Origin of the sequence: Burkholderia sp. HI2500 (assembly GCF_002223055.1) — a bacterium.
GTDB lineage: Bacteria > Pseudomonadota > Gammaproteobacteria > Burkholderiales > Burkholderiaceae > Burkholderia.
Genome location: NZ_NKFL01000002.1, coordinates 13,891 through 39,419 on the forward strand (window position 1 = coordinate 13,891; position 25,529 = coordinate 39,419).

Annotated in this window: 25 protein-coding genes; 5 read left to right on the top strand and 20 right to left on the bottom strand. The window is 67.8% G+C overall.

Features of this window, described 5'->3' with window-relative positions; translation table 11 throughout:
* Positions 1-97: 97 nt before the first annotated feature.
* The 8 genes from CFB45_RS00145 to CFB45_RS00180 all read right to left on the bottom strand — a co-directional run bounded on the left by CFB45_RS00145 (position 98) and on the right by CFB45_RS00180 (position 11,855).
* Entirely contained in the window at positions 98-3,124 is a 3,027-nt protein-coding gene (locus tag CFB45_RS00145) for a type III restriction-modification system endonuclease (protein WP_089424111.1), read from the bottom strand.
* The gene (locus tag CFB45_RS00150) at positions 3,124-5,142 is read right to left on the bottom strand and encodes a site-specific DNA-methyltransferase (protein WP_089424112.1); all 2,019 of its coding nucleotides are present in this window, start codon (positions 5,140-5,142) and stop codon (positions 3,124-3,126) included. The genes CFB45_RS00145 and CFB45_RS00150 overlap by 1 nt, the downstream gene beginning before the upstream one ends.
* Before the next feature lie 335 nt (positions 5,143-5,477).
* Positions 5,478-6,608 carry a porin gene (locus CFB45_RS00155; protein ID WP_089424113.1) on the bottom strand — a complete coding sequence of 377 codons (1,131 nt, stop codon included), beginning with the start codon at positions 6,606-6,608 and terminating at the stop codon, positions 5,478-5,480.
* Positions 6,609-6,889: 281 nt separating this feature from the next.
* Entirely contained in the window at positions 6,890-7,567 is a 678-nt protein-coding gene (locus CFB45_RS00160) for a response regulator (RefSeq protein ID WP_041492705.1), read from the bottom strand.
* 13 nt (positions 7,568-7,580) lie between these two features.
* A complete protein-coding gene (locus CFB45_RS00165) occupies positions 7,581-8,948 on the bottom strand; it encodes a sensor histidine kinase (RefSeq protein ID WP_089424114.1) in 1,368 nt (455 codons plus the stop codon).
* 88 nt (positions 8,949-9,036) lie between these two features.
* Positions 9,037-9,894: an ABC transporter permease gene (locus CFB45_RS00170; RefSeq protein ID WP_089424115.1), complete on the bottom strand. Its 858-nt coding sequence runs from the start codon at positions 9,892-9,894 to the stop codon at positions 9,037-9,039.
* 37 nt (positions 9,895-9,931) lie between these two features.
* Entirely contained in the window at positions 9,932-10,729 is a 798-nt protein-coding gene (locus CFB45_RS00175) for an ABC transporter ATP-binding protein (RefSeq protein ID WP_039351969.1), read from the bottom strand.
* Positions 10,730-10,850: 121 nt separating this feature from the next.
* On the bottom strand, positions 10,851-11,855 hold the full coding sequence (locus CFB45_RS00180; protein ID WP_089424287.1) for an ABC transporter substrate-binding protein: 1,005 nt from the start codon (positions 11,853-11,855) through the stop codon (positions 10,851-10,853).
* Between the two features lie 316 nt (positions 11,856-12,171).
* On the opposite strand from CFB45_RS00180, the gene CFB45_RS00185 reads away from it, so the two are divergent.
* Positions 12,172-12,423, top strand: coding sequence for a response regulator transcription factor (locus tag CFB45_RS00185; RefSeq protein WP_179255026.1), 252 nt, complete (start codon positions 12,172-12,174; stop codon positions 12,421-12,423).
* 19 nt (positions 12,424-12,442) lie between these two features.
* Positions 12,443-12,907, top strand: a complete 465-nt coding sequence (locus CFB45_RS00190; protein ID WP_256976493.1) for a CPBP family intramembrane glutamic endopeptidase — start codon at positions 12,443-12,445, stop codon at positions 12,905-12,907.
* A gap of 132 nt (positions 12,908-13,039) precedes the next feature.
* On the opposite strand, the gene fliR is transcribed toward CFB45_RS00190, so the two are convergent.
* From fliR to CFB45_RS00235, 9 genes are all read right to left on the bottom strand, one after another.
* On the bottom strand, positions 13,040-13,822 hold the full coding sequence (fliR, locus tag CFB45_RS00195; protein ID WP_089424117.1) for a flagellar biosynthetic protein FliR: 783 nt from the start codon (positions 13,820-13,822) through the stop codon (positions 13,040-13,042).
* 23 nt (positions 13,823-13,845) lie between these two features.
* The gene (gene fliQ / locus CFB45_RS00200) at positions 13,846-14,118 is read right to left on the bottom strand and encodes a flagellar biosynthesis protein FliQ (RefSeq protein ID WP_039351961.1); all 273 of its coding nucleotides are present in this window, start codon (positions 14,116-14,118) and stop codon (positions 13,846-13,848) included.
* A 20-nt stretch (positions 14,119-14,138) separates the two neighbouring features.
* The gene (gene fliP, locus CFB45_RS00205; RefSeq protein ID WP_046550042.1) at positions 14,139-14,900 is read right to left on the bottom strand and encodes a flagellar type III secretion system pore protein FliP; all 762 of its coding nucleotides are present in this window, start codon (positions 14,898-14,900) and stop codon (positions 14,139-14,141) included.
* Between the two features lie 36 nt (positions 14,901-14,936).
* On the bottom strand, positions 14,937-15,500 hold the full coding sequence (gene fliO, locus CFB45_RS00210) for a flagellar biosynthetic protein FliO (protein WP_089424118.1): 564 nt from the start codon (positions 15,498-15,500) through the stop codon (positions 14,937-14,939).
* Positions 15,497-15,988, bottom strand: coding sequence for a flagellar motor switch protein FliN (gene fliN / locus CFB45_RS00215; RefSeq protein ID WP_069246732.1), 492 nt, complete (start codon positions 15,986-15,988; stop codon positions 15,497-15,499). The genes fliO and fliN overlap by 4 nt, the downstream gene beginning before the upstream one ends.
* Positions 15,981-16,979 (bottom strand): flagellar motor switch protein FliM, encoded by a 999-nt coding sequence (fliM, locus tag CFB45_RS00220; protein ID WP_069246733.1) that lies wholly within the window; start codon positions 16,977-16,979, stop codon positions 15,981-15,983. Before fliM ends, fliN begins: the two co-directional genes overlap by 8 nt.
* 22 nt (positions 16,980-17,001) lie before the next feature.
* Entirely contained in the window at positions 17,002-17,538 is a 537-nt protein-coding gene (gene fliL / locus CFB45_RS00225; RefSeq protein WP_089424119.1) for a flagellar basal body-associated protein FliL, read from the bottom strand.
* Positions 17,539-17,831: 293 nt separating this feature from the next.
* On the bottom strand, positions 17,832-18,554 hold the full coding sequence (locus CFB45_RS00230) for an LrgB family protein (RefSeq protein ID WP_069246735.1): 723 nt from the start codon (positions 18,552-18,554) through the stop codon (positions 17,832-17,834).
* A 13-nt stretch (positions 18,555-18,567) separates the two neighbouring features.
* A complete protein-coding gene (locus tag CFB45_RS00235) occupies positions 18,568-19,044 on the bottom strand; it encodes a CidA/LrgA family protein (RefSeq protein WP_089424120.1) in 477 nt (158 codons plus the stop codon).
* 140 nt (positions 19,045-19,184) lie between these two features.
* Here CFB45_RS00235 and CFB45_RS00240 point away from each other — a divergent pair, with 140 nt between their 5' ends.
* Positions 19,185-20,111 (top strand): LysR family transcriptional regulator, encoded by a 927-nt coding sequence (locus CFB45_RS00240; protein ID WP_089424121.1) that lies wholly within the window; start codon positions 19,185-19,187, stop codon positions 20,109-20,111.
* Positions 20,112-20,150: 39 nt separating this feature from the next.
* On the opposite strand, the gene CFB45_RS00245 is transcribed toward CFB45_RS00240, so the two are convergent.
* Positions 20,151-21,713 carry a DHA2 family efflux MFS transporter permease subunit gene (locus CFB45_RS00245; RefSeq protein WP_089424122.1) on the bottom strand — a complete coding sequence of 521 codons (1,563 nt, stop codon included), beginning with the start codon at positions 21,711-21,713 and terminating at the stop codon, positions 20,151-20,153.
* A 177-nt stretch (positions 21,714-21,890) separates the two neighbouring features.
* A complete protein-coding gene (locus CFB45_RS00250) occupies positions 21,891-22,382 on the bottom strand; it encodes a MarR family winged helix-turn-helix transcriptional regulator (protein ID WP_089424123.1) in 492 nt (163 codons plus the stop codon).
* 174 nt (positions 22,383-22,556) lie between these two features.
* Here CFB45_RS00250 and CFB45_RS00255 point away from each other — a divergent pair, with 174 nt between their 5' ends.
* Both CFB45_RS00255 and CFB45_RS00260 read left to right on the top strand, forming a co-directional pair.
* Positions 22,557-22,841: a multidrug ABC transporter ATPase gene (locus CFB45_RS00255; protein WP_011350474.1), complete on the top strand. Its 285-nt coding sequence runs from the start codon at positions 22,557-22,559 to the stop codon at positions 22,839-22,841.
* Between the two features lie 276 nt (positions 22,842-23,117).
* A complete protein-coding gene (locus tag CFB45_RS00260) occupies positions 23,118-24,689 on the top strand; it encodes an efflux transporter outer membrane subunit (RefSeq protein ID WP_089424124.1) in 1,572 nt (523 codons plus the stop codon).
* A 22-nt stretch (positions 24,690-24,711) separates the two neighbouring features.
* Here CFB45_RS00260 and CFB45_RS00265 read toward each other — a convergent pair whose 3' ends face one another.
* On the bottom strand, positions 24,712-25,500 hold the full coding sequence (locus CFB45_RS00265) for a type II secretion system protein N (protein ID WP_089424125.1): 789 nt from the start codon (positions 25,498-25,500) through the stop codon (positions 24,712-24,714).
* Positions 25,501-25,529 lie beyond the last annotated feature (29 nt).

The window sequence follows — 25,529 nt, forward strand, 5'->3', positions numbered from 1 at the left end:
ACAGACCGGAAATCGGCGCAAGGCGCGCGCATGGCGAGCGCGCCGGGCCGCGTCGAAAAAGCCGATAAAAAAGGGCGGCTCATCGCCGCCCTTCGTTTCAGCGCCCGGCGCTCGCCAGGGGCACTGCAGGTTCAAACAACGCGTCCGCCTGCGTCACGCGCACGAAGCGCGCCGCGCCGTCGCCGTCCACCAGCGCCCGGAAATGCGCCTCGCCGCACGCGAGCTTCGCCCGCTCGTGCTCGCTCGGCACGTGGCCGTCCGCATTCGGCGTATCGACGACGAAGTACAGCCGTTCGCCGCCGTCCTGTTCCGCGAGCACGGCCCAGTCCGGGTGATAGCTGCCGAGCGGCGTCTGCACGCGGAACCATGCAGGCAGCTTTGCGTACAGCTTCACGCCCTCGTGCGCCTCGAGCGCATCGGCGAACGCACGCTCCGCGTCCGTCTCGCATACGACCGCCTCGTGGATCGACTTCTGCGCATCGGGCCGCAGGTTGCGCAGATAGCCGGTCAGCGCCTCGCTCTCGAACGATTCGAGCGCATGCACATGACGCTCGCCGAGCTTGTGGTACGCGATGCCCGCGACGAGCGCGAGCCGCTTGCAGCGGTTGATCGCATCGGCCGCGACCGCGATGAACTGCTGCGGATTCACGCGGAAATCCTCGAGCCGGCCGCTGTCGGCCAGGATCGTCGCGAGCGAACGGCGCGTGAGCTGCGTGCGGTCCTGCAGTTCGGTGAGCAGGTCGGGCAGCGGCAGCTCGCCTTCGTCGAGCAGCACCGTGCCGGCGCCGGCCACCTCGATCGCCTCGATGCCTGCCTTGCCGATGTCGATCTCGGCCTTGCGCCACTGCAGTCGTGCGCGGGCGATGTCCGGCGCGTCGTGCAGCGCGGCCGCGCAGTCACGCACGAGCTTCGCGTTGTCGAACTCGACGCGGTACACGGTGCGATGGCGGATGCGGTCCCACAACGCGCGGAAATCCTCGCCGAACACGACGGCCTTGCCCGACGCATCGCGCCGCAGCGCGATCGCACGGCGCTCGTCCGCGTTGCGCACGGCGAAGCGGCCCGACAGCTTGCGCAGCGTCGCGACGATTGGCGCGCGCAGCATCTCGAACGCCTCCGGCAGCACCAGCGCGCTCTGGCGCAGCGCATCCTTCAGCCGGTCGAGCACCTTGCCCTGCGCGTCGACGTAGCCTTGCTCGTGCAGGTGGTTCCACAGCACGCGCGACAGCTCGACGCCGAGCGCATGCGCGGGCCCGTCGCCTTCCTGCACGGGCAGCGCCGCGAACTGGTGTTCCTCGACGATCCCGAACCGGATGCCCGTGTCGGCCTCGATTTCCTTCTGCAGGTTCTCCGCGAACGACTCGTAGCGCTCGGTCGCGATCACGGTGAGCGTGTTCACGCCCGGATCGCGCACGCGTTCGCCGTCCTGGTCGACGGCAAGGCGCAGCCCGCGGCCGAGCGTCTGGCGGCGCTCGCGCTCGGTCTGGATGTCGCGCAGCGTGCAGATCTGGAACACGTTCGGGTTGTCCCAGCCTTCCTTCAGCGCCGAGTGCGAGAAGATGAACTTCAGCGGCGTGTCGAACGACAGCAGCGCTTCCTTCTCGCGCATGATCAGGCCGTACGCACGCTCTGCGTTCTCGCGCGCCGCGGCGCTGCTTTCGCTCGTGTCGGTCCAGCCGCCCTTGCGGTCGATCGAGAAGTAGCCGTTGTGCGCGCGGCCGACTTCGAGCGCGACGTCGACGCCGTCGAACAGCGCGCGGTAGGCCGGCACGCGTGCCGCACGTGCGTATTCCTCTTCGAAGATCAGCGCGTAGTCGCCCTTCGCGGGCATGCCGTTTTCGTCGTAGCGGCGATAGCGCTCGACCGAATCGACGAAGAACAGCGACAGCACCTTCACGCCGCGTTCGGCCAGGCGCAGTTCCTTGTCCAGATGCTCGCGGATCGTGCGGCGGATCATCTCGCGCTGCACGGCGAGCGTGTCGATGTCGCCGAACGCCTCGCCGAGCGACAGGAACGCCTCGCCTTCCGGATGGCGCAGCTCGACGTATTCGGCGCCCTTCACCGCATGGACTTCGCCGATCCGCAGCCCCGCGTACAGCGCGCGCTTGGTCAGGCGTTCGAGATCGTCGCCGTCGGTGGCCGACACGATCTGCCGCTTCACGCCGGCCGTCGTCGCGACGTCGAGCTCGATGCGCGCGCTGATCGCGCCGCGCCGGTTCGACACGCCCACGAGCCGCACGTACGGCTTGTTGTGCGCATCCTCGACGATCGCCGACGCGATCTCGATCTGCTTGACGAGCTTGCGCTCGTACGCGTCGACCGCGTCGAGCCGGTACACCATGTGGTGGCGGTCGACGTGCGTGGCCGAATAGCGCAGCGTGCAGAGCGGCGCCATCGCGGCGAGCGCTTCGCGGCCGCGGCCTTCGAGCCCGCCGTCGACGCTTTGCGGCTCGTCGACGATCACGATCGGCCGCGTCGCGCGGATCAGGTCGATCGGCTTCTCGCCGCCGGTCTTCTCGCTGTCCTTGTAGAGGTTGTTGATTTCCTTCTTGTTGATCGCGGCCACCGTCATCACCATGATCTGGATCGCCGCGCTCGCCGCGAAGTGGCGCACCTGGCCGAGCTTCGCGGAGTCGTACAGGAAATAGTCGTACGGCACGCCCGCGTACAGCGCGCGGAAATGATCCTCGGTGATCGAGAGCGTCTTGTGCACGCCTTCCTTGATCGCGATCGACGGCACGACGATCACGAACTTCGTGAAGCCGTAGCGGCGGTTCAGCTCGAAGATCGTGCGCAGGTACACGTAGGTCTTGCCGGTGCCGGTTTCCATCTCGACGGTGAAGTCGCGCGAGCCGGGCAGGCCGGACGGCGGCAGCCCGCCGCGCAGCTGCACGTCGGCGAGGTTGCGCGCGAGCGCGTCGTCGGTCAGCGACAGCCGGTTGCCGACGCCTTGCTCGGACACCGCGAAGCCGAGCGAGCCTTGCGCGGCGGCCGTCGTGCCGGGCGCGGCGTTCGCGAGCACGCTGAAGTCGCCGCGATACGATTCCTGGCCGCGAAACAGGTCGCAGACGGCGTCGATCGCCTCGCGCTGGTAGTCGAGATCCGCTTCGAAATGCAGCCGCATCACAGGCTCCGCACGCGCTTCACGCCGTGCTGTTCGAGCAGCGCGGCGAGATTGAGCTTCGCGACGTCGTCGATGAAGCCGCTGTCGCGGAACAGGCACGTGACGTCGTGCGTCGTGCCGGTCGCATCGAGCAGGTCGACGATGCCGTCGGCCAGCGGCCCCGCGTCGTCGCGCGAAATGCGCGCATCGAAGCACGCGACGATCGCGCGGCCGATCAGGTGCACGGTCTTGCCCGCCACCTGGTGATGCTCGACCGGCGTGCACAGGTCGAGGCCGAGCTTCAGCGTCAGCTCGGCGAGCAGGTCGTCCTCGGTGCGGCCGGTCTTCACGTGCTCGACGGACGCGAAGAGCGCGTGGTCGAAGTCGTCGCGGCGCGGGTCCCACTCGATCACGTTGGTCGTGTCGAGCCGGTACACGCGAAAGCCGAGGTCGCCATAGCTTTCCGGATAGTCGCGCGCGACCTGCTGCGCGGCGCGGCGCAGGCGCTCCTTCGTGATTTCGGCGAGCGTCAGCGGCTTCTTCAGCTTCGCGCAGAAGTCGGCGGCCGCCGTCTGCGTCTTGTCGCGGCGGTCGAGCGCCTCGGGCAGCTGCACGAGGATGTAGCGGCGCGCGCCGCCGTCGGTCGCGTTCACCTGCATCACCGCGTGGCCGGTCGAGCCGGAGCCGGCGAAGCAGTCGAGCACGATGTCGTCGCCGCGCGTGCACCAGCCGATCACGGCCGCCGCGAAATCGACCGGCTTGGGCAGGTCGAACGGGATGCCGAGCGTCTTCAGCAACGCGTCGTCGGAGCCCGCGAACGGCAGCACCGACGGCACGTTCTCGTACATGTTCTCGTCGAGGTAGTAGATCCGCTGCGGCTGCGTGGTTTCATCCGCGCCGAATTCGATCTGGCCGCGCTCGATCAGCGCCTGCATCGTCGCGGGCGGGTTGCGCCAGCCGCGCGCCGGCATCGCGCACGGCTTGCCGGTGACCGGGTGGATCAGCGGCGTGAAATACTCTTCGGGCGCCTTCTTCTTGTTCGGCCAGGCCATCGACACGAGGCGGTACACGCGGCCTTCCGGCGACAGCCGGTCGTACATCACCTCGCCGCCGGACAGGTTGGTCTGCGCCTTCATCCATGCGCGGTACGCCTTCTGCGCGTCCTTCGCGTTGCCGCTGCGGTACACGGCGTCATGCGCGGCGTCGAGCATGCGCTGCGCATTGCGCTTCGGGCGCTTGAGCGGCGCCTGTTCGAGCAGCGTCTCGGCGTTGCGCGCGAACAGCACCAGCGATTCGTGCTGGTACGCGACGCCGCGCGCGTCGCCCTTCGGGTTGCGCTTGTCCCATACGGCGACGCCGAGCTCGTTCTCCTCGCCGAAGATCTCGCGCAGCATCAGCACCAGTGCGTGCACCTCATGCTCGTCGATGTGCACGGCGATCAGCCCTTCGTCGGACAGCAGCGCGTGCGCGAGCTTCAGGCGCGGATACATCATGTTCAGCCAGTCGGTGTGGAACCGGCCGTTCGCTTCGGTGTTGGTGCTGCGCTTCACGCCGCCGTGGGTCTGCCCGGTCATCGCCAGGTAGTGGCGGATGCTGTCGCTGAAGTCGTCCGGATAGACGAAATCGCTGCCGGTGTTGTACGGCGGGTCGATGTAGACGAGCTTCACCTTGCCCGCGTAGCTCTTGTGCAGCAGCTTCATCACGTCGAGGTTGTCGCCCTCGATCACGAGATGGCGCGTGTCGTCCCACGCGACGCTGTCGTCGGGGCAGGGCCGCAGCGTGCCCGTCGACGGCGTGAGCGCGGCCTGGCGCGCGCTGCGCTTGCCGTGCCAGTGGAAGCCGTAGCGCTCGTCGGCGTCGCCGACCGTGCGGTCGCCGACCAGCGCCTTCAGCACGTCGACGTCGACCGACGCGCCGTCCGGGCCTTCGGTCACGAGTTCGGGGAACAGCGCCTTCAGGCGCGCGACGTTGTCGGCGGTGAAATCCGTCGACATCGCCTGCGGGCTGGCCGCATCGAGTTTCTGCATCGTCTTTTCCATCGGAGCCCGGCCGCGCGCGCCAGGACATCGGGCGCACTCACGGCAGCGGCGGCAACGGCCGCCCGGGCAAACCCGAAACGCTATCGAGTCACCCGGCCGAGGTCAAGCGCCGATGTGGGGCGAGCGTGCGGGCATCGGCCGCGATTGCCCGCCGGACGGGCCGCCAGCGGCTTCGGGCCGGTTGTCGCATGGCTGGCGGGCGGGCGCCTGGCGGGCATCCCCGGGGCGCACCGGAAAGGACGAAAAAAAGGGCACGGTCGGCGCCAAGCGCCGGCGTGCCCGCGTGGAGAATCCCGGACGGAGGTGCGGCGGGGCCCGTCTGGCCCCGTTTCAGGTCAGAAGCGCGTGCGGATGCCCGACGTCAGTTCGAGCTGGTTCTTCGCGCCGAACGTCGACGACACCGTGTAGCCGCCATGCAGCTTCATGTAGTCGCCGGCCAGGTACACCTCGGTGCGCTTGCTCAGGTGGTAGAACACCGACCCGTAGATCGTCTCCTTGAAGCCGTTGGCGACGCCGTTGGTCAGGCTGAACGCGCCGAGGTTGGCGTTCGGCGTGAAGCCGTCCGCGTTGTTCGCGGCGTTCTTGATGCGCATCTGCTGGTAGCCGAGCTCGTAGTCGAGCGCGCCCTTCGGCGCGATCTTCATCGACACCGTCCACGAATCGTCGTGACGCTGGCCGAGCGGGCCCTGGTCGCCGTTGTAGCGGAAGTAGCCGGCATTCAGGCGCACGATGTCGAACGTGTAGTTGCCGCCGACCGAGAACGTCTGGTTCCGGAAGCCGTTGTGGTTCACGTGGTTGTAGAAGCCCGACACGTTGAACGGCCCGCCGTTGTAGCCGAGCGCGGCCTGATACGCGGAGCCGGTCGCGAACGAGGTCGAGTTGCTGAACTGGTAGCCGGCGCTCGCGAAGATGCCGTTGCTGAACAGCTTCTTCCACGCGACGCCGTTGTTGTAGCGCGTGCCGGTCGGGCCGGCCGCGTAGAAGATCATCTGCTTGAAGTTGTTCGAGTTGGTCCAGCCGCCTTCCTCGGTCGTCAGCTTCGAGGAACCGTACGCATCGCCGTAGATCGTGGCCGCATCGCGGGCGATCGTGTTCTGGAAGCCGGCCGTCAGCTTGCCGAAGCGCTCGTCCTCGACGCCCACCCACGCGTCGCGGTCGAAGATCTGGCCTTCGTCTTCCATCTGGCCGTTCGCGACCACGAATTCGCTTTCGAGGCGGAAGATGATCTTCGTGCCGCCGCCGATGTCTTCAGCGCCGCGCAGGCCCCAGCGGCTGCCGCTGAACCACGGTTCGCCTTCGTTGCCCATGCCGATCACGTGTTTGCCGTTCGCGTCGGCGTGGGTCCGGTAGGTCGGAAAGCTCAGGTCCATCAGGCCGTAGAGCTGCACGCTCGACTGCGCATGCGCCTGGGTGCCGGCGCACAGGCCAGCCGCCGCGATGGAAAGGGCAAGGGTTTTTCGTTTCAAGATCGTCTCCTCCGAGCTGCCGCATTGGAATCTGGTCGTTGGCAGTACGCAATGTATGCCGACTCTTGCCGGCCACAGCGAGAGGGCCGACGCATAGCATCGTAGAGGGGGCAATCCTTCACGACGCTTTCCCGGAGGAAAGAATCGGATCGGTGAAAACACCGAACGCGCAACCATCACGGATCGGGCAGGCAGGCGGAAGCCGGCAAGCCGGGGGCGCCGGCATGCATCGATGACGTTTCGTGCTACGAATCGGTATTCAGGGCTCGCTACGCGGCCCGTCAGTCCTGCGTGCTCTTCATGCGCAGGATGTAACCGAGCCCGCGCAGCGTGATGATTTCGGCCGTGCTGCCCGCGAGATGCTTGCGCAGCCGGTGGATGTAGATGTCGATCGCGTCGGCGCTCGGTTCGTCGTCGAGCGCGAACACGCTGTCCATCAGGCGCGCCTTCGACACCGTCTTGTTCTGCTGCAGCATCAGCGTTTCGAGGATCGCGTGCTCGCGGCGGCGCAGCGCGAGCACCGTTTCGCCGCAGCGGAATTCGCGCGTGCCGAATGCGTAGACGAGATCGCCGCACACGAGCTGCGTCGTGCCGACGCCGGCCTGCCGGCGGATCAGCGCGCGAATCCGCGCAACCAGCTCGCGCGATTCGAACGGCTTCACCACGTAATCGTCGGCGCCCGCGCCGAAGCAGTCGACCTTGTCGTCCACCGAGCCGTGCGCGGTCAGCATCAGCACCGGCACGTTGTCGTTGCGGCGCCGCAACCGCGCAAGCACCTCCTTGCCGCTGATGCCGGGCAGGCGCATGTCGAGCAGCACCGCGTCGTAGCGTTCGGTCTTCAGCACCGTGTCGGCGCGCTCGCCGTCGCCGACGGAATCGACCGCAAAATCCTCGCCGCGCAGCAGGTTCACGATCCAGTGCGCGAGTTCGGCGTTGTCTTCGACCAGCAGGAGTTTCATGACGGCGTTCTCTTCAATCGTAGGCGGGCAGCCGCACGGTTACGACGATACCGCGATTGCCGGCCCCCGGCGCGAGCGACACGCTGCCGCCGTGCGCCTGCGCGATCTCGCGGACGATCGCGAGCCCGAGGCCCGAGCCTTCGGTGTCGGCCGACACGCGGTAGAACCGCTTGAACACGTGCGGGCGCGCTTCGGCCGGGATGCCGGGGCCGTTGTCGACCACGTCGAGCACGATCGCGTCGCCGTCGCGGCGGCCGCAGACCGTCACGCAGCCGCCGGGCTGCGTGTAGCGCACCGCGTTGTCGACGAGGTTCATCACCAGCGCGGTCAGCAGGCTGTCGCTGCCCGCGACGTCGAGCCGTTCGCCGAGGTCGGCCCCGAGATCGATATCGCGTCGCTGCGCGAGCACGATCGTTTCCTCGAGCACGCTCGACACCACGGCCGCGAGATCGACGCGATGGGTCAGCAGCGTCGACGGCGTCGCCTCCGCATGCGCGAGCAGGAGCAGCTTGTCGGTCACGTCGGCCATCTTGCGGCTGCTGCGCTGCATGCTGTCGAGCACCGACGCGAGCTCACGATCGTCGTTGCCGCGCTGCTGCGCGTACTGGATCTGCGTATCGAGCACCGCGATCGGCGTGCGCAGCTGGTGTGCGGCATCCGCGATGAAGCGGCGCTGCGTGGCCGTGTGCGTGTTGAGCCGCGCGATGCACTGGTTGATCGCGTCGACGATCGGCCGCAGCTCGTGCTGCAACCGCTCGGGGCGGATCGGCTCCAGCTCCATCGGCCCGCGGTCGGCCACGTCGTCCTTCAGCTTCATCAGCGGCCGCATCTCGAAGGTGAGGCCGAGGTACACGAGCCCCATCGCGAGCACCAGCATCAGCGACAGGCGCACCAGCTGCGGCCGCCAGATCGTCGCGACCATCGCGCCGTGCGAACGCGTCGTCTTCGCGACGACCACCGTCACCGTCTCGATCTGCCCCTCGTCGTACAGCTGGCGATCGTAGGCCACCGCGCGCAACGGCACGCCGTCGAGCGACGTGTCGTACAGCGTCGGCTCGACGCCATGCCGCGCGGGCACGTCGAGCGCCGGCGTGCCCGCGAGCAGGCGGTCGTGGCCGTCGATCACCTTGTAGAACACCGAATCGCGCGACGGCGATTCGAAGATCTCCAGCGCGGCCGGCGGCACGTCGGCGACCGGCAACCCGTTGCGCCATTCGACGTCCTCGCCGATCGTGCGCGCGGACGCGACGAGCGCGCTGTCCTGCACGAGCGCGGCCGTGGTCCGCGCGGTGTCGTACGACATCGCGCCGGCGATCAGCACGAACACCGCGAGCGGCAGCAGCAGCCACCACAGCAGCCGTCCGCGCAGGCTGTGCGCCATCCTGTTGCGCTCCTTCTCCGAAATGCCGAACCGCGCCGGGAGCGCCGGCGCGGTTGGGTGTGTCATGTCAGGCGTCCGTCTGCGGCGTTCAGAACGCCGCGGGGCGCCACTTCAGCAGCCGCTTCTCGAGCCACGTCAGCAGGTAGTCGGCGGCCAGCGCTACCACCGCCAGCACGATCATCGCCGCGAACACGCCGCTCGCGTTGAACGCGCCCTGGGCGGTGGAGATTAGCAGGCCGATGCCCTGCTTGGAACCCAGGAATTCGCCGACGACCGCCCCGACCAGCGCGAAGCCGAAGCTCACGTGCAGGCTGGCGAGAATCCAGCTCAGCGCGGACGGGATCACGACCGACGTGGTGATCTGCCGGCGCGACGCGCCGAGGATCTGCGCATTCGCGATCAGGTAGCGGTCGGCTTCGCGCACGCCCTGGAACGCGTTGCCGAACACGACGAAGAACACCATCACGACGGCCAGCGCGATCTTCGACGCCATCCCGAGGCCCAGCGCGATCACGAAGATCGAGCCGAGCACGACGCGCGGAATCGAGTTCGCGATCTGGATGTACAGGCCGAACACGTCGGCCATCAGCTTGTTGCGGCCGAGCACGATCCCGCAGATCACGCCGGCCACCGAGCCGATCACGAAGCCGATGCCGGTTTCCTCGAGCGTGACCCACACCTGCGTGAGGAGCGGGCCCTGCGACGTGCCGTTCACGAACCAGTCCTGGATCTGCGCGAAGATCAGCGTCGGCTGCGAGAAGAAGAACGGATCGATCCACTTCAGCCGTGCGGCGAGTTCCCACCCGCCGAGCACGATTACGAGTACGGCGATCCGCAGGCCGATGATCAGTTGCCGGCGGCGGCGCAGGCGGGTTTGAGCGGCGCGCGACTCGTCCTCGAGCGTCGTTGCCGGAATGGCGGTGGGGGGAAGCGTCATGTCGGTCATGCTCCTGTCCTTGCGGTCCTTGCCTTGAGCGTATGCGTCAGCCGATCTGCACTTCTTCGCGCAGGTCGTGCCAGATGTCCTTGGAAATTTCGATGAAGCGCGTGTCGTAGCGGATCTCCGACGTGACGCGCGGGCGCGGCAGGTCGATCTCGTACACGCGCTTGAGCGTGGCGGGCCGCGCGGTCAGCACGAACACGCGGTCGGCCAGCGCGATCGCCTCCTCGAGATCGTGCGTGACGAACACCACCGAGCCCTTGTTCGCCGACCAGAGCTGCAGCAGCTCGTCCTGCATCAGCGTGCGCGTCTGCATGTCGAGCGCGGAGAACGGCTCGTCCATCAGCAGGATTTCCGGCTGGTTGATGAAGGTCTGCGCGAGCGCGACGCGCTTTCTCATCCCGCCGGACAGCTGGTGCGGGTAGTGCTTCGTGAACTTGTCGAGGCCGACCTTGCGGATCCATTCCTCGGCCTGCGTGTACGCGACGTCCTTCGAGCGGCCGCGAAACAGCGGGCCCGCCGCGACGTTGTCGATCACGTTGCGCCACGGGAATACCGCGTCGGCCTGGAACACGAAGCCGATGCGCGGGTCGATCCCGTCGACCGGACGGCCCATCACGCGCACTTCGCCCGTTGCGGGCTTGAGCAGCCCGGTGATCAGGTTCAGCGTCGTCGACTTGCCGCAGCCGGTCGGGCCGACGATCGCGATGAACTCGCCGCGCGCGACGCTCATGCTGAAGTCGCGCAGCGCGACGGTGGCCTTGCCTTCCGGCGAAATGAAGCGGCACGACACGTTGCGAAACTCGATCGCCGGTGTGCTCGGGGAGACTGCCTGGTTCATCGCATTGATCCTGCGGGTGAGGAGAGCGTCGCAGCGTGGCGGCGCCGGGCCGGTCAACCGGGCCGGAACGGGGCGCGCACGGCGGCGGGATCGCCGCCGCCGGCGCGACTGCCGAGTTCGATTACTTCGCGTTCACGAAATCGTTCGTGTAGGTGCGCGCCAGGTCGATGTGCTTGCCCTTCACCGACGGGTTGAACGCCGACAGCACCTTCAGCACGGTGGCCGGGCCATCGGCCGGCATCTTGCCGTCGGCCGTGTACATCGGCAGCGACGCCTTCAGCGCGCTCACGTACAGCGCCTTGTCCTTCTGGTAGTCGGCCGGCATCTTCGCGGCGATCTCGTCGGCGCTGTGCGTGTGGATGAACTGCATCGTCTTCGCGAACGCGTGCGCGAGCTTGGTCGCCTGATCCTTGTGCGAATCGGCCCACGCCGACTGCACGTACAGGCTCGCGGCCGGGTAGGTGCCGCCGAGTGCGGCGCGCGTGCCTTCGAGCGTGCGCAGGTCGACCAGCACCTTCGCGTCGCCCATCTTCTCGAGCGCGGACACCGTCGGCTCGGTCGTCATGCCGGCGTCGATACGGCCCTGCTTGATCGCTGCGATGAAGCTCGCGTCGGCGCCGACCGGCAGCATCGTGTACTGGGTCGACTGCACGCCGTGCTGGAGCGCAAGGTATTGGGTGAGGAAGCTGGTCGACGAGCCGAGGCCCGTCACGCCGAGCGTCTTGCCCTTCGCGTCGGCCATCGACTTGAAGGTCGGCGCGGCCTTGGTCGACACCATCTCGACTTCGCCCGGCACCTGGCAGAGCACGGCGATCGCCTTCACGTCCTTGCCCTTGCTCTGCAGGTCGACCGTGTGGTCGTAGAAGCCGACCACGCCCTGCACGGCGCCTGCCAGCAGTTCGTTCTCGGCGTCGACGCCGGCCGGCTGCGACAGCAGCTCGACGTCGAGCCCTTCGGCCTTGAAGTAGCCGAGTTCCTGCGTGAGCCGCGCGGGCAGGTAGATCAGCTTCGCGATCCCGCCGACCATGATCGTGATCTTGCCGCCGTCGTCGGCGAAAGCGGGGTGAGCGGCGAGCGCGCAGCTGAGGCTGGCTGCAACGGCGAGGGTGCGCAGGATGGGTCGCATCGGGATCGTCTCCTTCGTTGTATTCGTATGGCGCGATGCGTGCTGCATCGTCACGACGAGTATAGGGAGGCGAAACCTTCTGCAACCTTTCGCGGGTTGGCGGTTCCTTTAGGGGTTTTCCACGAATCCGACGCGAATGCTCGAAGAGCGCCCCCCAGCCGGATTGCGCCGGAGGTTGGAATGGCAATAGGCCTATCTATGCTGATTTCTCGGCATTACGCTTTGGCAAGCACGAAGAGGATCATCCATTGCGCCCAGATCAACTACGGAAGCATGACATCACGACAATAGCCTTGGTCGACGAGGACGCATCGCGTTGCGCAACGTGCCGCCTCTGATTTCTCATAATCTGTTCGGTTCGCTTTCTGACTTGATATTTCATTTCGACGATCCAATGAGTCTAACCACCATCGCCATTGCCGACGACCATCCGGTCGTAATCGAAATGCTGAAGCGTCTGCCTCAATGGGAACCGGATTTCCTCATCTCGCATTGCTGCAATAGCGGGGAGGGGCTGATTGACGCATTGACTCGCTCCCCGGTCGATCTCATCGTCGTCGACTATTAAAGACTGCCCTGATAACAGCGTGATTCGCACTATCTCGCATAGCCCGGTACTCGTTTCCGCGCTTCTGACTTGCGTTCTCACATACGTCGCTGGTGTTTTTGTCTGGGGTGGCCAATTTGTGTTCGGATTACCATTCAGCCCGTCCTCCGGTGCGCTGCCTGAGATAGTGAAGTACGACCTATTGATGCGCCTGTTTGTTGGCTCGCTCGCTGCACCAATAGTGGAAACATTTCTCTTCCAGTGGCTTCCCATTCGGTTGCTTCGCCGCACATTCGGAGGGAACGTTTGGTCAGCGATCGGTGTTTCCACTCTTGTGTTCGGTGCAACGCACGGCTACAGCATCCTGTACGTGGCAGTCGCTTTATGGGGCGGGCTGATTTTCGCAACGGTCTTCGTGCTGCGTGATTACCCTGGTGGTCGTCCCTTTTTGGTCGTCGCCACCGCCCATGCCGCCCGCAACACGCTGGCAAGTATCCTCATCTAACGCGAACGCATTGTTTCCGGGTCAATCCGTAGATTCGTCGCCAATTGGCCGGATGAACGGCCCCTGAACCCACACGAAATCTTGATGACTCGGTCGAGGCAACGCCTGTACGTCGGGACGAATGACCCGCGCTCAGCGCCAGCCCGTCAGCACCCGCCCCATCGCGTCGAGCCCCATGTCGAACAGGTGCGCCACGAACGGCACGAGGTTCGGGATCATCAGTTGCACGAGCAACAGCCCGACGAGCATCGTCACGGGAAAGCCGACCTGGAACACGCCGATCTGCGGCGCCGCGCGGTTCAGGATGCCGAGCGCGAGGTTCGCGATCAGCAGCGCCGCGATCACCGGCAGCGCGAGCAGCAGCCCCATCTCGAACACCGTCGTGCCGAACGACGCGAGCGTGCGCCAGCCGGGCGCGTGCAGCAGGTCGGCCGACACCGGCAGCGACTGGAACGACGCGGTGAGCGCGGCGAACACCTGCAGGTGACCGTCCACCGCGAGGAACGCGAGCATCGCGATCGCGTTCAGGAAGCGGCCCATCGCGGGCGTCGCGCCGCTCGTGTGCGGATCGAAAAAGGTGGCGAAGCCGAGCCCCATCGACAGCCCGATGAAATCGCCGGCCGCCCCGACCGCCGCGAACACGATCTGCATCGTGAAGCCCATCGCGACACCGATCAGGAACTGCGTGACGACGATCCAGATGCCCTGCGCGGAGAACACGGTGACGTCCGGCATCGCGCCGAGCGTGGGGGCGACGACCAGCGCCATGAACGCGGCGAGGCCGATCTTCACGCGGATGGGCACCGCCGCATGGCCGACGACGGGCGCGGTCGCGACGAGCGCGAGCATCCTCACGAATGGCCACAGGAACGCCGTGAGCCAGCCGTTGAGCTGCGCGTAGGTAACCGAGAACATCGTCGCCGGGTGGTGCGCGCGGCTCAGCCGACGCCGAGCGTCGCGACGTGCAGCAGCGTCTGCCGCAGGTAGTCGAGCATCGTCGTCATCATCCACGGGCCGGCGATCACGAGCGTCGCGGCGACCGCGAGCAGCTTCGGGATGAACGACAGCGTCGCCTCGTTGATCTGCGTCGCGGCCTGGAACAGGCTCACGACCAGGCCGACCGCGAGTGCGACCAGCAGCAGCGGGGCGGCCAGCAGCAGGCCGACCATCATCGCGTGGTGCGCGAGCGTCATCACTTGTTCGGGCGTCATCGTGCGTGTTCCTCCGCGGCTTACGTAAAGCTCTGCGCGAGCGAGCCGATCAGCAGCTGCCAGCCGTCGACCAGCACGAACAGCATCAGCTTGAACGGCAGCGACACGGTGGACGGCGACACCATCATCATCCCCATCGACATCAGCACGCTCGCGACGACCATGTCGATGATCAGGAACGGGATGAACACCGTGAAGCCGATCTGGAAGCCGGTCTTCAGCTCGCTCGTGACGAACGCCGGCACCAGCAGCGACAGCGGCACGTCCTCGGGCCCCTGCATCGGCGCGGCCTTCGAGATCTTCGCGAACAGCGCGAGATCGGTCTCGCGGGTCTGCTTCAGCATGAAGGTCTTGAACGGCGCGACGCCGCGCTGCACCGCCTGCTCCATCGGCATCGAGCCGTCGGAGAACGGCTTGTAGCCGTCGTTGTACGCCCGGTCGAGCACCGGCGACATCACGAAGAAGGTGAGGAACATCGCGAGGCCGACGAGCACCTGGTTCGGCGGCGTCGTCGCGGTGCCGAGCGCCTGGCGCAGCAGCGACAGCACGATGATGATGCGCGTGAAGCTCGTCATCATCAGCAGCATCGCCGGCAGGAACGACAGCATCGTGAGCAGCAGCATCGTCTGCACGCTCAGCGAATACGTGGTGCCGCCGTGCGGGCCCGGGCTCGCGTTGAACGCGGGCAGGCCGTTCGCCTGCGCATACGCGAGCGCGGGGGCGAGGCAGAGGATCAGCACGGGCGCGAAGCGCGCCGCGCGATGCAGGAAGGCGTGTTTCATCGGAATGCGGGGTCGGAAAGAGGGCGCGGCGCCATGTCAGCGGTCCTTGCCGCGACCGAGGCGCTTCGCGGCTTCGCCCGCGAGCGCGTCGCGAAACCGCGAGCCGAACGTGCCGGGCAGGCCGCCGTCGGACGGGGCGGCGCCGGCGGGCGCGTCAGCGGAAACCGGGGCCGCCGCCGAACCGGCCGGCAGCGTGTGCAGCAATCGCACGTTGCCCGGCGCGACGCCGAGCACGAGCCAGGTGTCGCCGATCTCGACGATCGTCGCGCTTTCCTTCGCGCCGACCGCGACGCTCGACACGACCTTCAGCGGGCCGCCGCGGCGGGCATGCTGGAAGCCGAAGCGGCGTGCGAGCCACGCGCACGCGAACACGAGACCGATCACGACCGCGAGCCCGACCAGCGTCTGCAGCACCGCGCCGAAGCCGAGCGACGGTGCGGCCGAGCCGACCATCACGCTCGATGCGATCGACCCGGGGTGGTTCACCGCGTTCATGTCGGCGGCGCCGGCCGGTACGCAGGCAAGCGACGCCGCAAGGGCCGCGGCAGCCGCTGCCACGCTTGCGACGCGCTCGCGGCGGCCGGGCTTTACTACGTTCATCGATTCAGTTTCCGGATGCGTTCGGCCGGCGTGATGATGTCGGTCAGGCGGATGCCGAACTTGTCGTTGACCACCACGACCTCGCCCTGCGCGATCAGGCAACCGTTCACGAGCACGTCCATCGGCTCGCCGGCCATGCCGTCCAGCTCGACGACCGAACCCTGCGCGAGCTGCAGCAGGTTGCGGATCGCGATCTTCGTGCGGCCGAGCTCCACGGTCATCTTGACCGGGATGTCGAGAATCATCTCGATGTCGTTGTGCGTCGTGTTTGCCGCGGCCTTCGACAGCGGCTGGAACACGCCGGCGCCTGTCGCACCGGCCGGCACCGGCTGCTCGTTCTGCTCGGCGAGCGCGGCCGCCCAGTCGTCCATGCCCGGATCTTCCTCCGCCGCGGCCGGTGCCGCCTGTGCGGCGGCGGCCGATGCCGCGAGGGCCGCGTCGGCCATCGCTTGTGCGTCGTCCTCGGGCGTCTGGTTCAGCTCACTCATATCCACCTTCCTTCATCGAATCGCCCGCGCTGATCATCTTCTGCACGCGCAACGCATATTGACCATTGAAAATTCCGTAGCCGCATTCCATCACCGGCACGCCGTCGACCTTCGCGGTGATCGTGTCCTCGATCTCCAGCGGCAGCACGTCGCCCGCGCGCAGGTTCAGGATCTTCTCGAAGTTCGACGAGATCTCGGCGAGGTTCGCGGTCAGCTCGACCTCGGCGGACTGCACCTGCTGCGACAGCACGCGCACCCAGCGGCGGTCGACTTCGAGCGCCTCGCCCTGGATCGGCGACGCGAGCACGTCGCGGATCGGCTCGACCATCGAGTACGGCATGCAGATGTGCAGCGTGCCGCCCGTCGGCCCGAACTCGATCGAGAACTGCGTGACGATGACGATCTCGTTCGGCGTCGCGACGTTCGCGAACTGCGTGTGCATTTCCGAGCGCACGAACTCGAACTGCAGCGGCCGCACGCTCTTCCAGGCGGTCGTGTAGTGCTCGAACACGAGGTTCAGCAGCTTGCCGATGATCCGCTGCTCGGTGGCCGTGAAGTCGCGGCCCTCGACGCGCGTGTGAAAGCGCCCGTCGCCGCCGAACAGGTTGTCGACGACGAAGAACACGAGGTTCGGGTCGAACACGAACAGCGACGTGCCGCGCAGCGGCTTCACGTGCACCAGGTTCAGGTTCGTCGGGATCGGCAGGTTGCGGGTGAACTCGCTGTACTTCTGCACCTTCACCTGGCTGACGGAGATTTCCGCCGTGCGCCGCATGAAGTTGAAGATGCCGATCCGCAACAGGCGCGCGAAACGGTCGTTGATGATCTCGAGGCCGGGCATCCGGCCGCGGACGATCCGCTCCTGCGTCGCAATGTTGTAGGGGCGGACGCCCGATGTGTCGCGCTGTTCGTCGACTGAATCGGCTTCGCCCGTGACGCCCTTGAGGAGGGCATCGACCTCCTCCTGGGACATGAACTCCTGGTGACCCATACGCGCTCCTTTCGCGGCCGCGTTACTGGACGACGAACTCGGTGAACAGCACGTCGTCGACCTTCGCGCGCTGGTTGCCCGGCTGCGTCGGCTGCTCGATCAGCTCCCGCAGTTCCTTCGCGAGCGAACGTTTGCCGTCCGGCGTCGCGAGTTCCTCGGGATGCTTGTTCGACAGCGCGAGCAGGATCCGGCTGCGGATCTCCGGCATCCGCGCGGTCAGCTGCTCCTGCGCCTTCGAGTCGGTGAGCTTCAGCGACAGGCCGACGCGCAGGTAGTGCTGCGCGCCGTCGTCGGACTGCAGGTTCACGGTCAGCGGGTCGAGCGGGAAGAACACCGGCGCGGCCAGCGGCGCCGGCTCGGCGGGCTTGCTCGCATGGCCGACGCCTTCCTTGCTCAGGAACACGTACATGCCGCCGGCTGCGGCGGCTGCCGCGCCCAGCGCGATGACGGCGATCAGCGCGATGCGCTTGAACTTGCCGGAGGAAGCCGGCTTGTCGGCGGTCGGGTTTGCGGTCGTGGAGGCCATGTGAATGCGTGCGTGATGTCTCGTAGCATGCATTGTTCGGCATCCGGGCCGAGCCCGATGGGCGGAAAAGAGGGGGGATTTGCGGCTATCTCAGCCGATTGTCGGCCGGGTGTCGGCTCGATGCAGGGTAAGTGGGGGCGGAAAGGGCCGCCGGGGCGGGCGGTTGAAGCGGGTGGGGTGGGTGGGTGGGTGGGTGGGTGGGTGGGTGGGTGGGTGGGTGGGTGGGGCGTGAGCGCCGTACCCGCCGCGCGGCGCCTGCCGCGCCGCTGGCGGCAGGCACGATTGCGCCAGGCCGGGCCGGCGCCTGGCGGGCGTCCGGCGCCCGGTCAGATCGGCAGCAGCGTCAGGAGCGGCGCGATCAGCACCATCGCGACGCCCGCGATCATCATCGTCAGGCTCGACACGACGCCTTCCTCGCTGCCGATCTCGCGCGCCTTCGCGGTGCCCACGCCGTGGGCGGCCGCGCCGAACAGCGCACCGCGCGCGAGCCGCGTGCGCATCGGCACCAGCGCGAGCACCAGCTCACCGAGCAGCATCCCGCAGATGCCGGTCGCGATCACGAACAGCGCGGTGAGATCCTTCGGCGCGTGGATCTTGTCCGACACGGCGAGCGCGAACGGCGTCGACACCGAGCGCGTCATCAGCGAGCGCTGCAGCTCGGGCGACAGGTGCAGCAGCTTCGCGAGCAGCAGCGACCCGCACACGCCCGCACTGATCCCGACCGCGACGCCGACCGACAGCGACAGCCAGTGGCGACGGATCAGGTCGCGATAGTCGTAGATCGGCACCGCGAACGCGATCGTCGCCGGGCCGAGCAGCCACATCAGCCAGCGCGTGTCGTGGAAGTAGACCGAATACGGGATGCCGGTCAGCAGGACGAGCAGCACCAGCACGCCCGGCACGAACACGAGCGGCGAGAACAGCAGCGTCTTCTTGTATGCGTAGAGCCGCTTCGACGCGAAATACAGCACGACCGTCAGCACGAAGCAGCCGAACGAGATCGCGGTGTTCGCCTGGTCGGCGGACAGGTTCGACAATGCGGCAAGCATGGCAGGCTCCGGCTCAGTGGGCGGACGCGGCGGTGAGGCGCGTGCGGCGGCGTTCGGCGAACACGCGCTGCACGGCGAGCCGGCGCTCGAGCTTCGCGGCGAGATCGACCGCGACGGCCACCGCGACCATCACGAACGCGGTGCCGGCGAGCATCACCAGCGCGATGCGCCAGCCGTCCTCGCGAAACAGCCCGCCGTACTGCACGGCCGCGACGGCGGCCGGCACGAAGAACAGCAGCATGTCGGACAGCAGCCAGTTCGCGCCGTCCTTCACCCATGCGGGCGCGACGCGGCCCGAGAACAGCAGCACGAGGAGCACCGCGAGGCCGATCACGCCGGACGGAATCGGCAGCCCGATCTTGCGCACGGCCCAGTCGACCGCCATCCACAGCGCACCGAGCGCGGCGGCCTGCAGCGCGATCCGGCCCGTGCGGGCCAGGCTGCCCGAAGCGGCGGGGCGGGCGGCGAGTGCGGCGGTCGGCTTGGTCATGGCGGGCTCCCTACAGATATTCCGTTGATGGTGGGAGTATAGGGTTTCCCCTAACCATAAATAAAATGACTTGTCTCTATCCTTGTCATTCCAATTCGGAATTCGCTTTCTGATCGCCGCACCACTTTGGGGAGTCATCGATGGAATTGCGCGCGTTGCGGTACTTCGTCGAGGTGGTTCGCCAGCAGAGTTTCACGGCGGCCGCCGACAAGCTGTTCGTGACCCAGCCGACCATCAGCAAGATGGTGAAGGCGCTCGAGGACGAGATCGGCTCGCCGCTGCTGCTGCGCGACGGCCGGCAGATGGTGCTGACCGACGCGGGGCGGATCGTGTTCCAGCGCGGCCAGGACGTGCTCGCCGCGCAGGCGCAGCTGCAGTCGGAGCTGAACGATCTCGGCACGCTCGGGCGCGGCGAGCTGACGATCGGCATCCCGCCGCTCGGCGGCTCGCTGTTCACGCCGATCATCGCCGCGTACAAGCAGCGCTATCCGAACATCGAGCTGAAGCTGTTCGAGCAGGGCGCGCGGATGATCGAGGCCGCGCTGACGTCGGGTGAGCTGGAACTCGGCGGGCTGCTGGAGCCGGTCGATCCCGGCACCTTCGAGCGGCTGCCGATGGTGCGCGCGCCGCTGTGGCTCGTCGCGCCGCGCGAATCGCGCTGGGAGGATCACGCGGCCGTGCTGCTCGCGGATCTCGCGCGCGAGTCGTTCGTGTTCTACGCGGAAAGCCTCGCGCTGCACGACGCGGTGCTGGATGCGTGCCGGCAGGCCGGCTTCACGCCGTCGATCGTGAGCCGCAGCGGCCACTGGGATTTCATGGCCGCGCTCGTGCATGCGGGGGTCGGCATCGCGCTGCTGCCCGAGCCGTATTGCCGGCGGCTCGACGCAGGCCAGTTCACGTGCCGGCCGATCGTCGAGCCGGAGATCACGTGGGCGATCGCGCTCGGCTGGCTGAAGAAGGGGTATCTGTCGCACGCGGCGCGCGCGTGGCTCGACGTGGCGCGGGCGACGCTGCCGATCGCGCCGGGTGACGATCTGGCGTTTGGTGGGTTGCGGGCAAGGGAGTGAGGCCCGCCGAGGCGGGCGCAACAGCCGCCCGCCGCGCGGTCAATGCCCCATCGCCGGCCCCGCCCCCTTCCTCGGCTTGGTGACCCACACGAGCGCCGCGAGCGCGCCGAACATGAACGCGGACAGCAGGAAGAAGTCGTTGGTCGCCATCATGAAGCCCTGCTGCGTGACGAGCTGGTTGAGCTGCGCATTGGCCGTCTGGCCGACGATGCCGAGCTGCGACAGCGCGCCCTGGTAGTCGGTCGTGTTCTGCGCATACACGCTCACCGATTCCGACAGTCGCGCGTGGTGGTAGATCGCGTCGTTCTCCCAGAACGTCGAGCTCGCCGCGGTGCCGATCGCGCCGGACAGCGTGCGCAGGAAGTTCGACAGCCCCGACGCGCTCGCGAGCCGGTCGTCGGAGATGCTCGACAGCGTGATCGTCGTCATCGGCACGAAGAAGCACGCGACGCCGATCCCCTGCACGAGCCGCGGCAGGATCACGTGGTTGAACGGCACGTCGAGCGTAAACGTCGAGTTCCAGATCGACACGCCGGCGAACACGATGAACGCGAAGCTCGCGACCATCCGCAGGTCGAGCCGGTGCATGTTGCGGCCGATCAGCGGCGACAGCACGAGCGCGAGCAGCCCGACCGGCGCGGTCGCAAGGCCGGCCTTGCCGGCCGTGTAGCCCATCACCGTCTGCAGCCACAGCGGGAAGATCACGACCGAGCCGAAGAACGCCATGAAGCCGAACGAGATGATCATCGCGCCGAGCGCGAAGTTGCGGTCCTTGAACAGCGACAGGTCGACCACCGGCTCCTTCTCGGTCGCCTCCCACACGAGCATGAACGCGAGCGACACGACCGCGATCAGTGCGAGCGCGACGATGAACGTCGAGTTGAACCAGTCACGGTCCTTGCCGAGGTCGAGCATCATCTGCAGGCACGACACGCCGATCACGAGCAGTGCCAGGCCGATCGCGTCGATCCGCTGCTTCGACGTCTTCGTCTCGCGGCCGCGCAGCAGGAAATACGCGCAGGTCGCCGAGAAGATGCCGATCGGCAGGTTGATGTAGAAGATCCACGGCCACGTGTAGTTGTCGCTGATCCAGCCGCCCAGCAACGGGCCGAAGATCGGTGCGACGATCACCGTCATCGCCCATAGCCCGAGCGCGAGCCCGCGCTTCGCGGGCGGGTAGCTGCGCATCAGGATCGTTTGCGACAGCGGCACCATCGGCCCCGACACGAGGCCCTGCAGCAGCCGGAACGCGATCAGCGTCTCGAAGTTGCTCGCGAGGCCGCACAGCGCCGACGCGACCGTGAACGCGAGCACCGACAGCGTGAACAGCCGCACCTCGCCGACCCGCCGCGCGAGCCAGCCGGTGAGCGGCACCGCGATCGCGGACGCCACCGAGTACGACGAGATCACCCAGGTGCCTTCGCTCGTCGCGACGCCGAGGCTGCCGGAAATGGTCGGCACCGCGACGTTCGCGATCGACGTGTCGAGCACTTCCATGAAGGTGCCGAGCGCGAGCCCGACGGTGAGCAGCGCGAGCGCACCGCCAGACAACGGCGCGGGTTCGGCGGCGGGGGCGGCGGTGGATGCCGTGGTGGCGGACATCGGAATCTCCTAGACGCGGCGCGCGCGACGCGCCGGCACAACGCACGGGTGTGCGCCGCAGCGCAACCCGGCCGGGTGGAACGGATCAACGGAAAAAGGGAGCGCGTGCCCTGTCATCTTCTGCCCAGACAGATAAATAAGCGAGTGTTTAACCTAGACATAGGGCCTCCGCGCACATCAGCTGTCCGCTTCGTCGTCGGGTTTCGGGCACCCGGCCGAGCCGGGCCCGTTGGCGATGAAGCGCTGCAACAGACCGGTGAGCGTCGCGAGCTCGTCGGCCGAGAAGCCGTCGAGCTGCGCGTTGAGCGCGGTCGCGATCAGCGACGGCAGCGCACGCGCGGCTTCGGCGCCGCGTTCGGTCAGCGTCAGCTCGATCATCCGACGGTCCTGCTCGCTGCGCGAGCGGGCGACCAGCCCCTTGCGTTCGAGGCGGTCGAGCATCCGCGTCATCGAACCGCTGTCGTACGACATCTTGCGGGACAGCTCGAACGGCGTGCGCGCATAGCCGCGCGACAGCAGTAGGATCACGCCGATCTGCTGCGCGGTGAGGTCGAGCGGCTCGAGCGCACGGTCCATCCGCTCGACGAGCGCCTGCTTCGCCTTCGACAGGTAATAGCCGAGGCTCGTTTCCAGCGCGATGTTCTCGGGATCGTAGAGGCCGCCGGTCATGCGATTGCGCACGCAGCAATAGTGCGTTTCAGATTTAAACGCGCCCAGTATCTTGAAAATTGATTGCATAGTCAATATTATTTGAGGCAACCAGTTACGACGTGCATGTTGCACTGCCGGAGACTATGTTCTGACCGATGCGCCCGCGCTGCGGGCACCCCGAGGATGTTCGCGATGCTGTTCCTGAAAAATGCCGCCGGCGCGCTGCGCCGCAACCTGACCGATACCGCTCATCATGCGTTCTCCGGGCCGCACCGCGGCTGGAAGATCGCGCTGTACGTGACGATGCTGGTGGTACCGGGCGGCTCGCTCGCGGCGCTCGGGTTCGCATGGTTCGATCATCGCCGGCAGCGCAACGCGAAAGACGGCGCTCGCCGCACGGGCCAGCCGGCCGCGACGGAGCCGTCGACATGGCGGTCCGCCGCCGAGCCGCTCCCGCTGCCCGCGCGCTGCCACTGACCGCTGACCGTGCGCGTCCCCCGCCTTCCTGGCTGCACCGCCTGAGCGCCGACCGCGCCCCGCACGGCCGGCGTCGCATCCCTGTCTTCCCGTCAGCTGGCCGTAATGGCCGGTAAACCGGCCGCTCGCGCCGGTAACACATTCCTGTCCTTGTGCACCGTACCCTTGGGGCTGCGCAGCTTTCCCGCCGTCAGTTACCATTTGTCCGCCAGCGGCACGACGACCGCATCGCGCGACGCCGCTCGCCGGACGTCGCGCCCAGACAGGAAAACCACCATGCCGTACGCCTCCCTCCCGCGCGCCCTTCGCCCGCTGAGCGCCGCCGTCGCCGTCGCGACGGCCGTGCTGCTCGCCGGCTGCGCCGTCGGGCCCGACTATCACCGGCCCGACACGTCGATCCCCGCCGCCTACAAGGAAGCGCCGGCCGGCTGGAAGGTCGCGCAGCCCGCCGACCGCACCGACCGCGGTGCGTGGTGGACGGTCTACAACGATCCGCAGCTCGATGCGCTGATCGGCAGGCTCAACGCGTCGAACCAGACCATCGCGCAATCGGCGGCCGCGTACCGGCAGGCGCGCGCGCTCGTCACCGAGGCGCGGGCCGCGTATTTCCCGACCGTCGGGCTGACCGCGTCGGGCTCGCGCGCCCGCACGCCGCGCACGTCGGTGTCGTCGGGTTCGTCGTCGAGCTTCGGCAGCGGTTCGTCCGGCTCGATCAACAACAGCTACAGCGTCGGCCTCGACGCGAGCTGGGAACCGGACCTGTGGGGCAAGGTGAGTCGCACCGTCAGCGCGCAGCGTGCCGGCGAAGCGGCCGCCGCGGCCGATCTCGCGAACGCGCGGCTGTCGCAGCAGGCGCTGCTCGCGCAGACCTATTTCCAGCTGCGCACGTCCGATACGCTGCAGAAGCTGCTCGACGACACCGTGAAGTCGTACGAACAGTCGCTGAAACTCACGCAGAACCAGTACGCGCAGGGCGTCGCCGCACGTGCGGACGTGATCCAGGCGCAGACGCAGCTGCAGAGCGCGCAGGCCGCATCGATCGACAACGGCGTGGCCCGCGCGCAGTACGAGCATGCAATCGCGACGCTGATCGGCGAACCGGCGTCCACTTTCTCGCTGCCGCCGAATCCGCTCACCGCCGAGCCGCCGATCACGCCGGTCGACGTGCCGTCCGCGATCCTCGAGCGCCGGCCCGACATCGCGGCGGCCGAGCGCCGTGCGGCGGCCGCGAACGAGCAGATCGGCGTCGCGATCGCCGCGTTCTTCCCGACGCTCACGCTGTCGGCCACCGGTGGCTTCCAGAGCTCGGTGTGGTCGCAGCTGTTCACGCTGCCGGCGCGCTTCTGGACGGTCGGCCCGCAGCTCGCGGCCACGCTGTTCGACGCCGGCCTGCGCGCCGCGCAGACCGACGCCGCGCGTGCGACCTACGACCAGGACGTCGCCGCGTACCGCCTCGCGGTGCTCACCGCGTTCCAGGACGTCGAGGACAACCTCGCGTCGCAGCGCATCCTCGCGCAGGAAATCGACGTGCAGCGGCAGGCCGTCGACAGCGCCGAGCATTCGCTCGCGATCGTCACGAACCAGTACAAGGCCGGCACGGTCGCCTACCTGAACGTGCTGACCGCGCAGACCACCGCGTTCACCGCGCAGCAGAAGCTCGCGACGATCGCCGGGCAGCGGATGACGTCGTCGGTCGGGCTCGTGAAGGCGCTCGGCGGCGGCTGGAACGTCGCGGAGATGGCGCGCGAGAACGGCGACGTTGCGGCGCCTGCACCGGTGCCGGCGTCCGGTGCGGCCGCGCCCGCGGCCACCGCACCGGCGGTCGCCGCGCCGCTCGCGCAGAAGTAGGAAGGGAAGGGCGACGCGCGCGTCAGCGCTGCGCGTCGCCGAAGATCAGCGATACCTCGTTGTTGCCGATCGGGTGACCGAGCAGGTTCAGCAGCCCCGCGAGGTTCGCCTGCTGCTCGGGCGCCGAGTGCGCGGTGCCGCGGAACGAGCCCTGGCCCGGGCCGAAGGTGCCGTGGCCGTCGAGGAACAGCGGGCCCTGCGTCGTCGACAGGTCGAGATCGGCGGCGGCCCCCTTCGCCTGCAGCACCGCGCGGTACGAACCGAGCGGCTTCACGCGCGAGACGCGCGAACTCATCGACTCGATCGTCACCGTCAGCTGGCCGAACGCGTTGTTGCCGATCAGGCGCCAGTCGCTCCAGCCGAGCCGCACGTCGCCCTGCAGGTCGAGCGTGTTGAACGGTGTGCCAAGCCCCGCGAGCAGCGACGCGGGCACGGCCATCGTGCCCGCCGACAGCACCGCGCCGCGCCACGTCGCATCGAGCGTGACCGCGTCGGGCATCGCCTCGGTCTGCCGCATGCGCATCTGCACGCGCCCGGTCAGCAGCGGCCAGAAGCGCGTGGTCCATTCGACCCGGCCGGGCAGCAGCGTCGCCGCGCTCTGGTCAGCCCCCGGCGCGAGCATCAGCGTGCCCGAGCCGTGCCACAGCGACCCGTCGGGATCGACGAGATTCACGTGCCCGCCGGTCGCGCGCGCGAACTGCGGCGCGATCCACGCGGCCGGCGCAAGTGCGACGAGCGTCACCGCCGTCGCCAGGCCGCCCGCCAGTACCCACGGCAATGCGGTGGCGAGCCGCTTGATCCCCGGCCTCATCGGCCGACCGCCACTTGCGTCGTCCAACT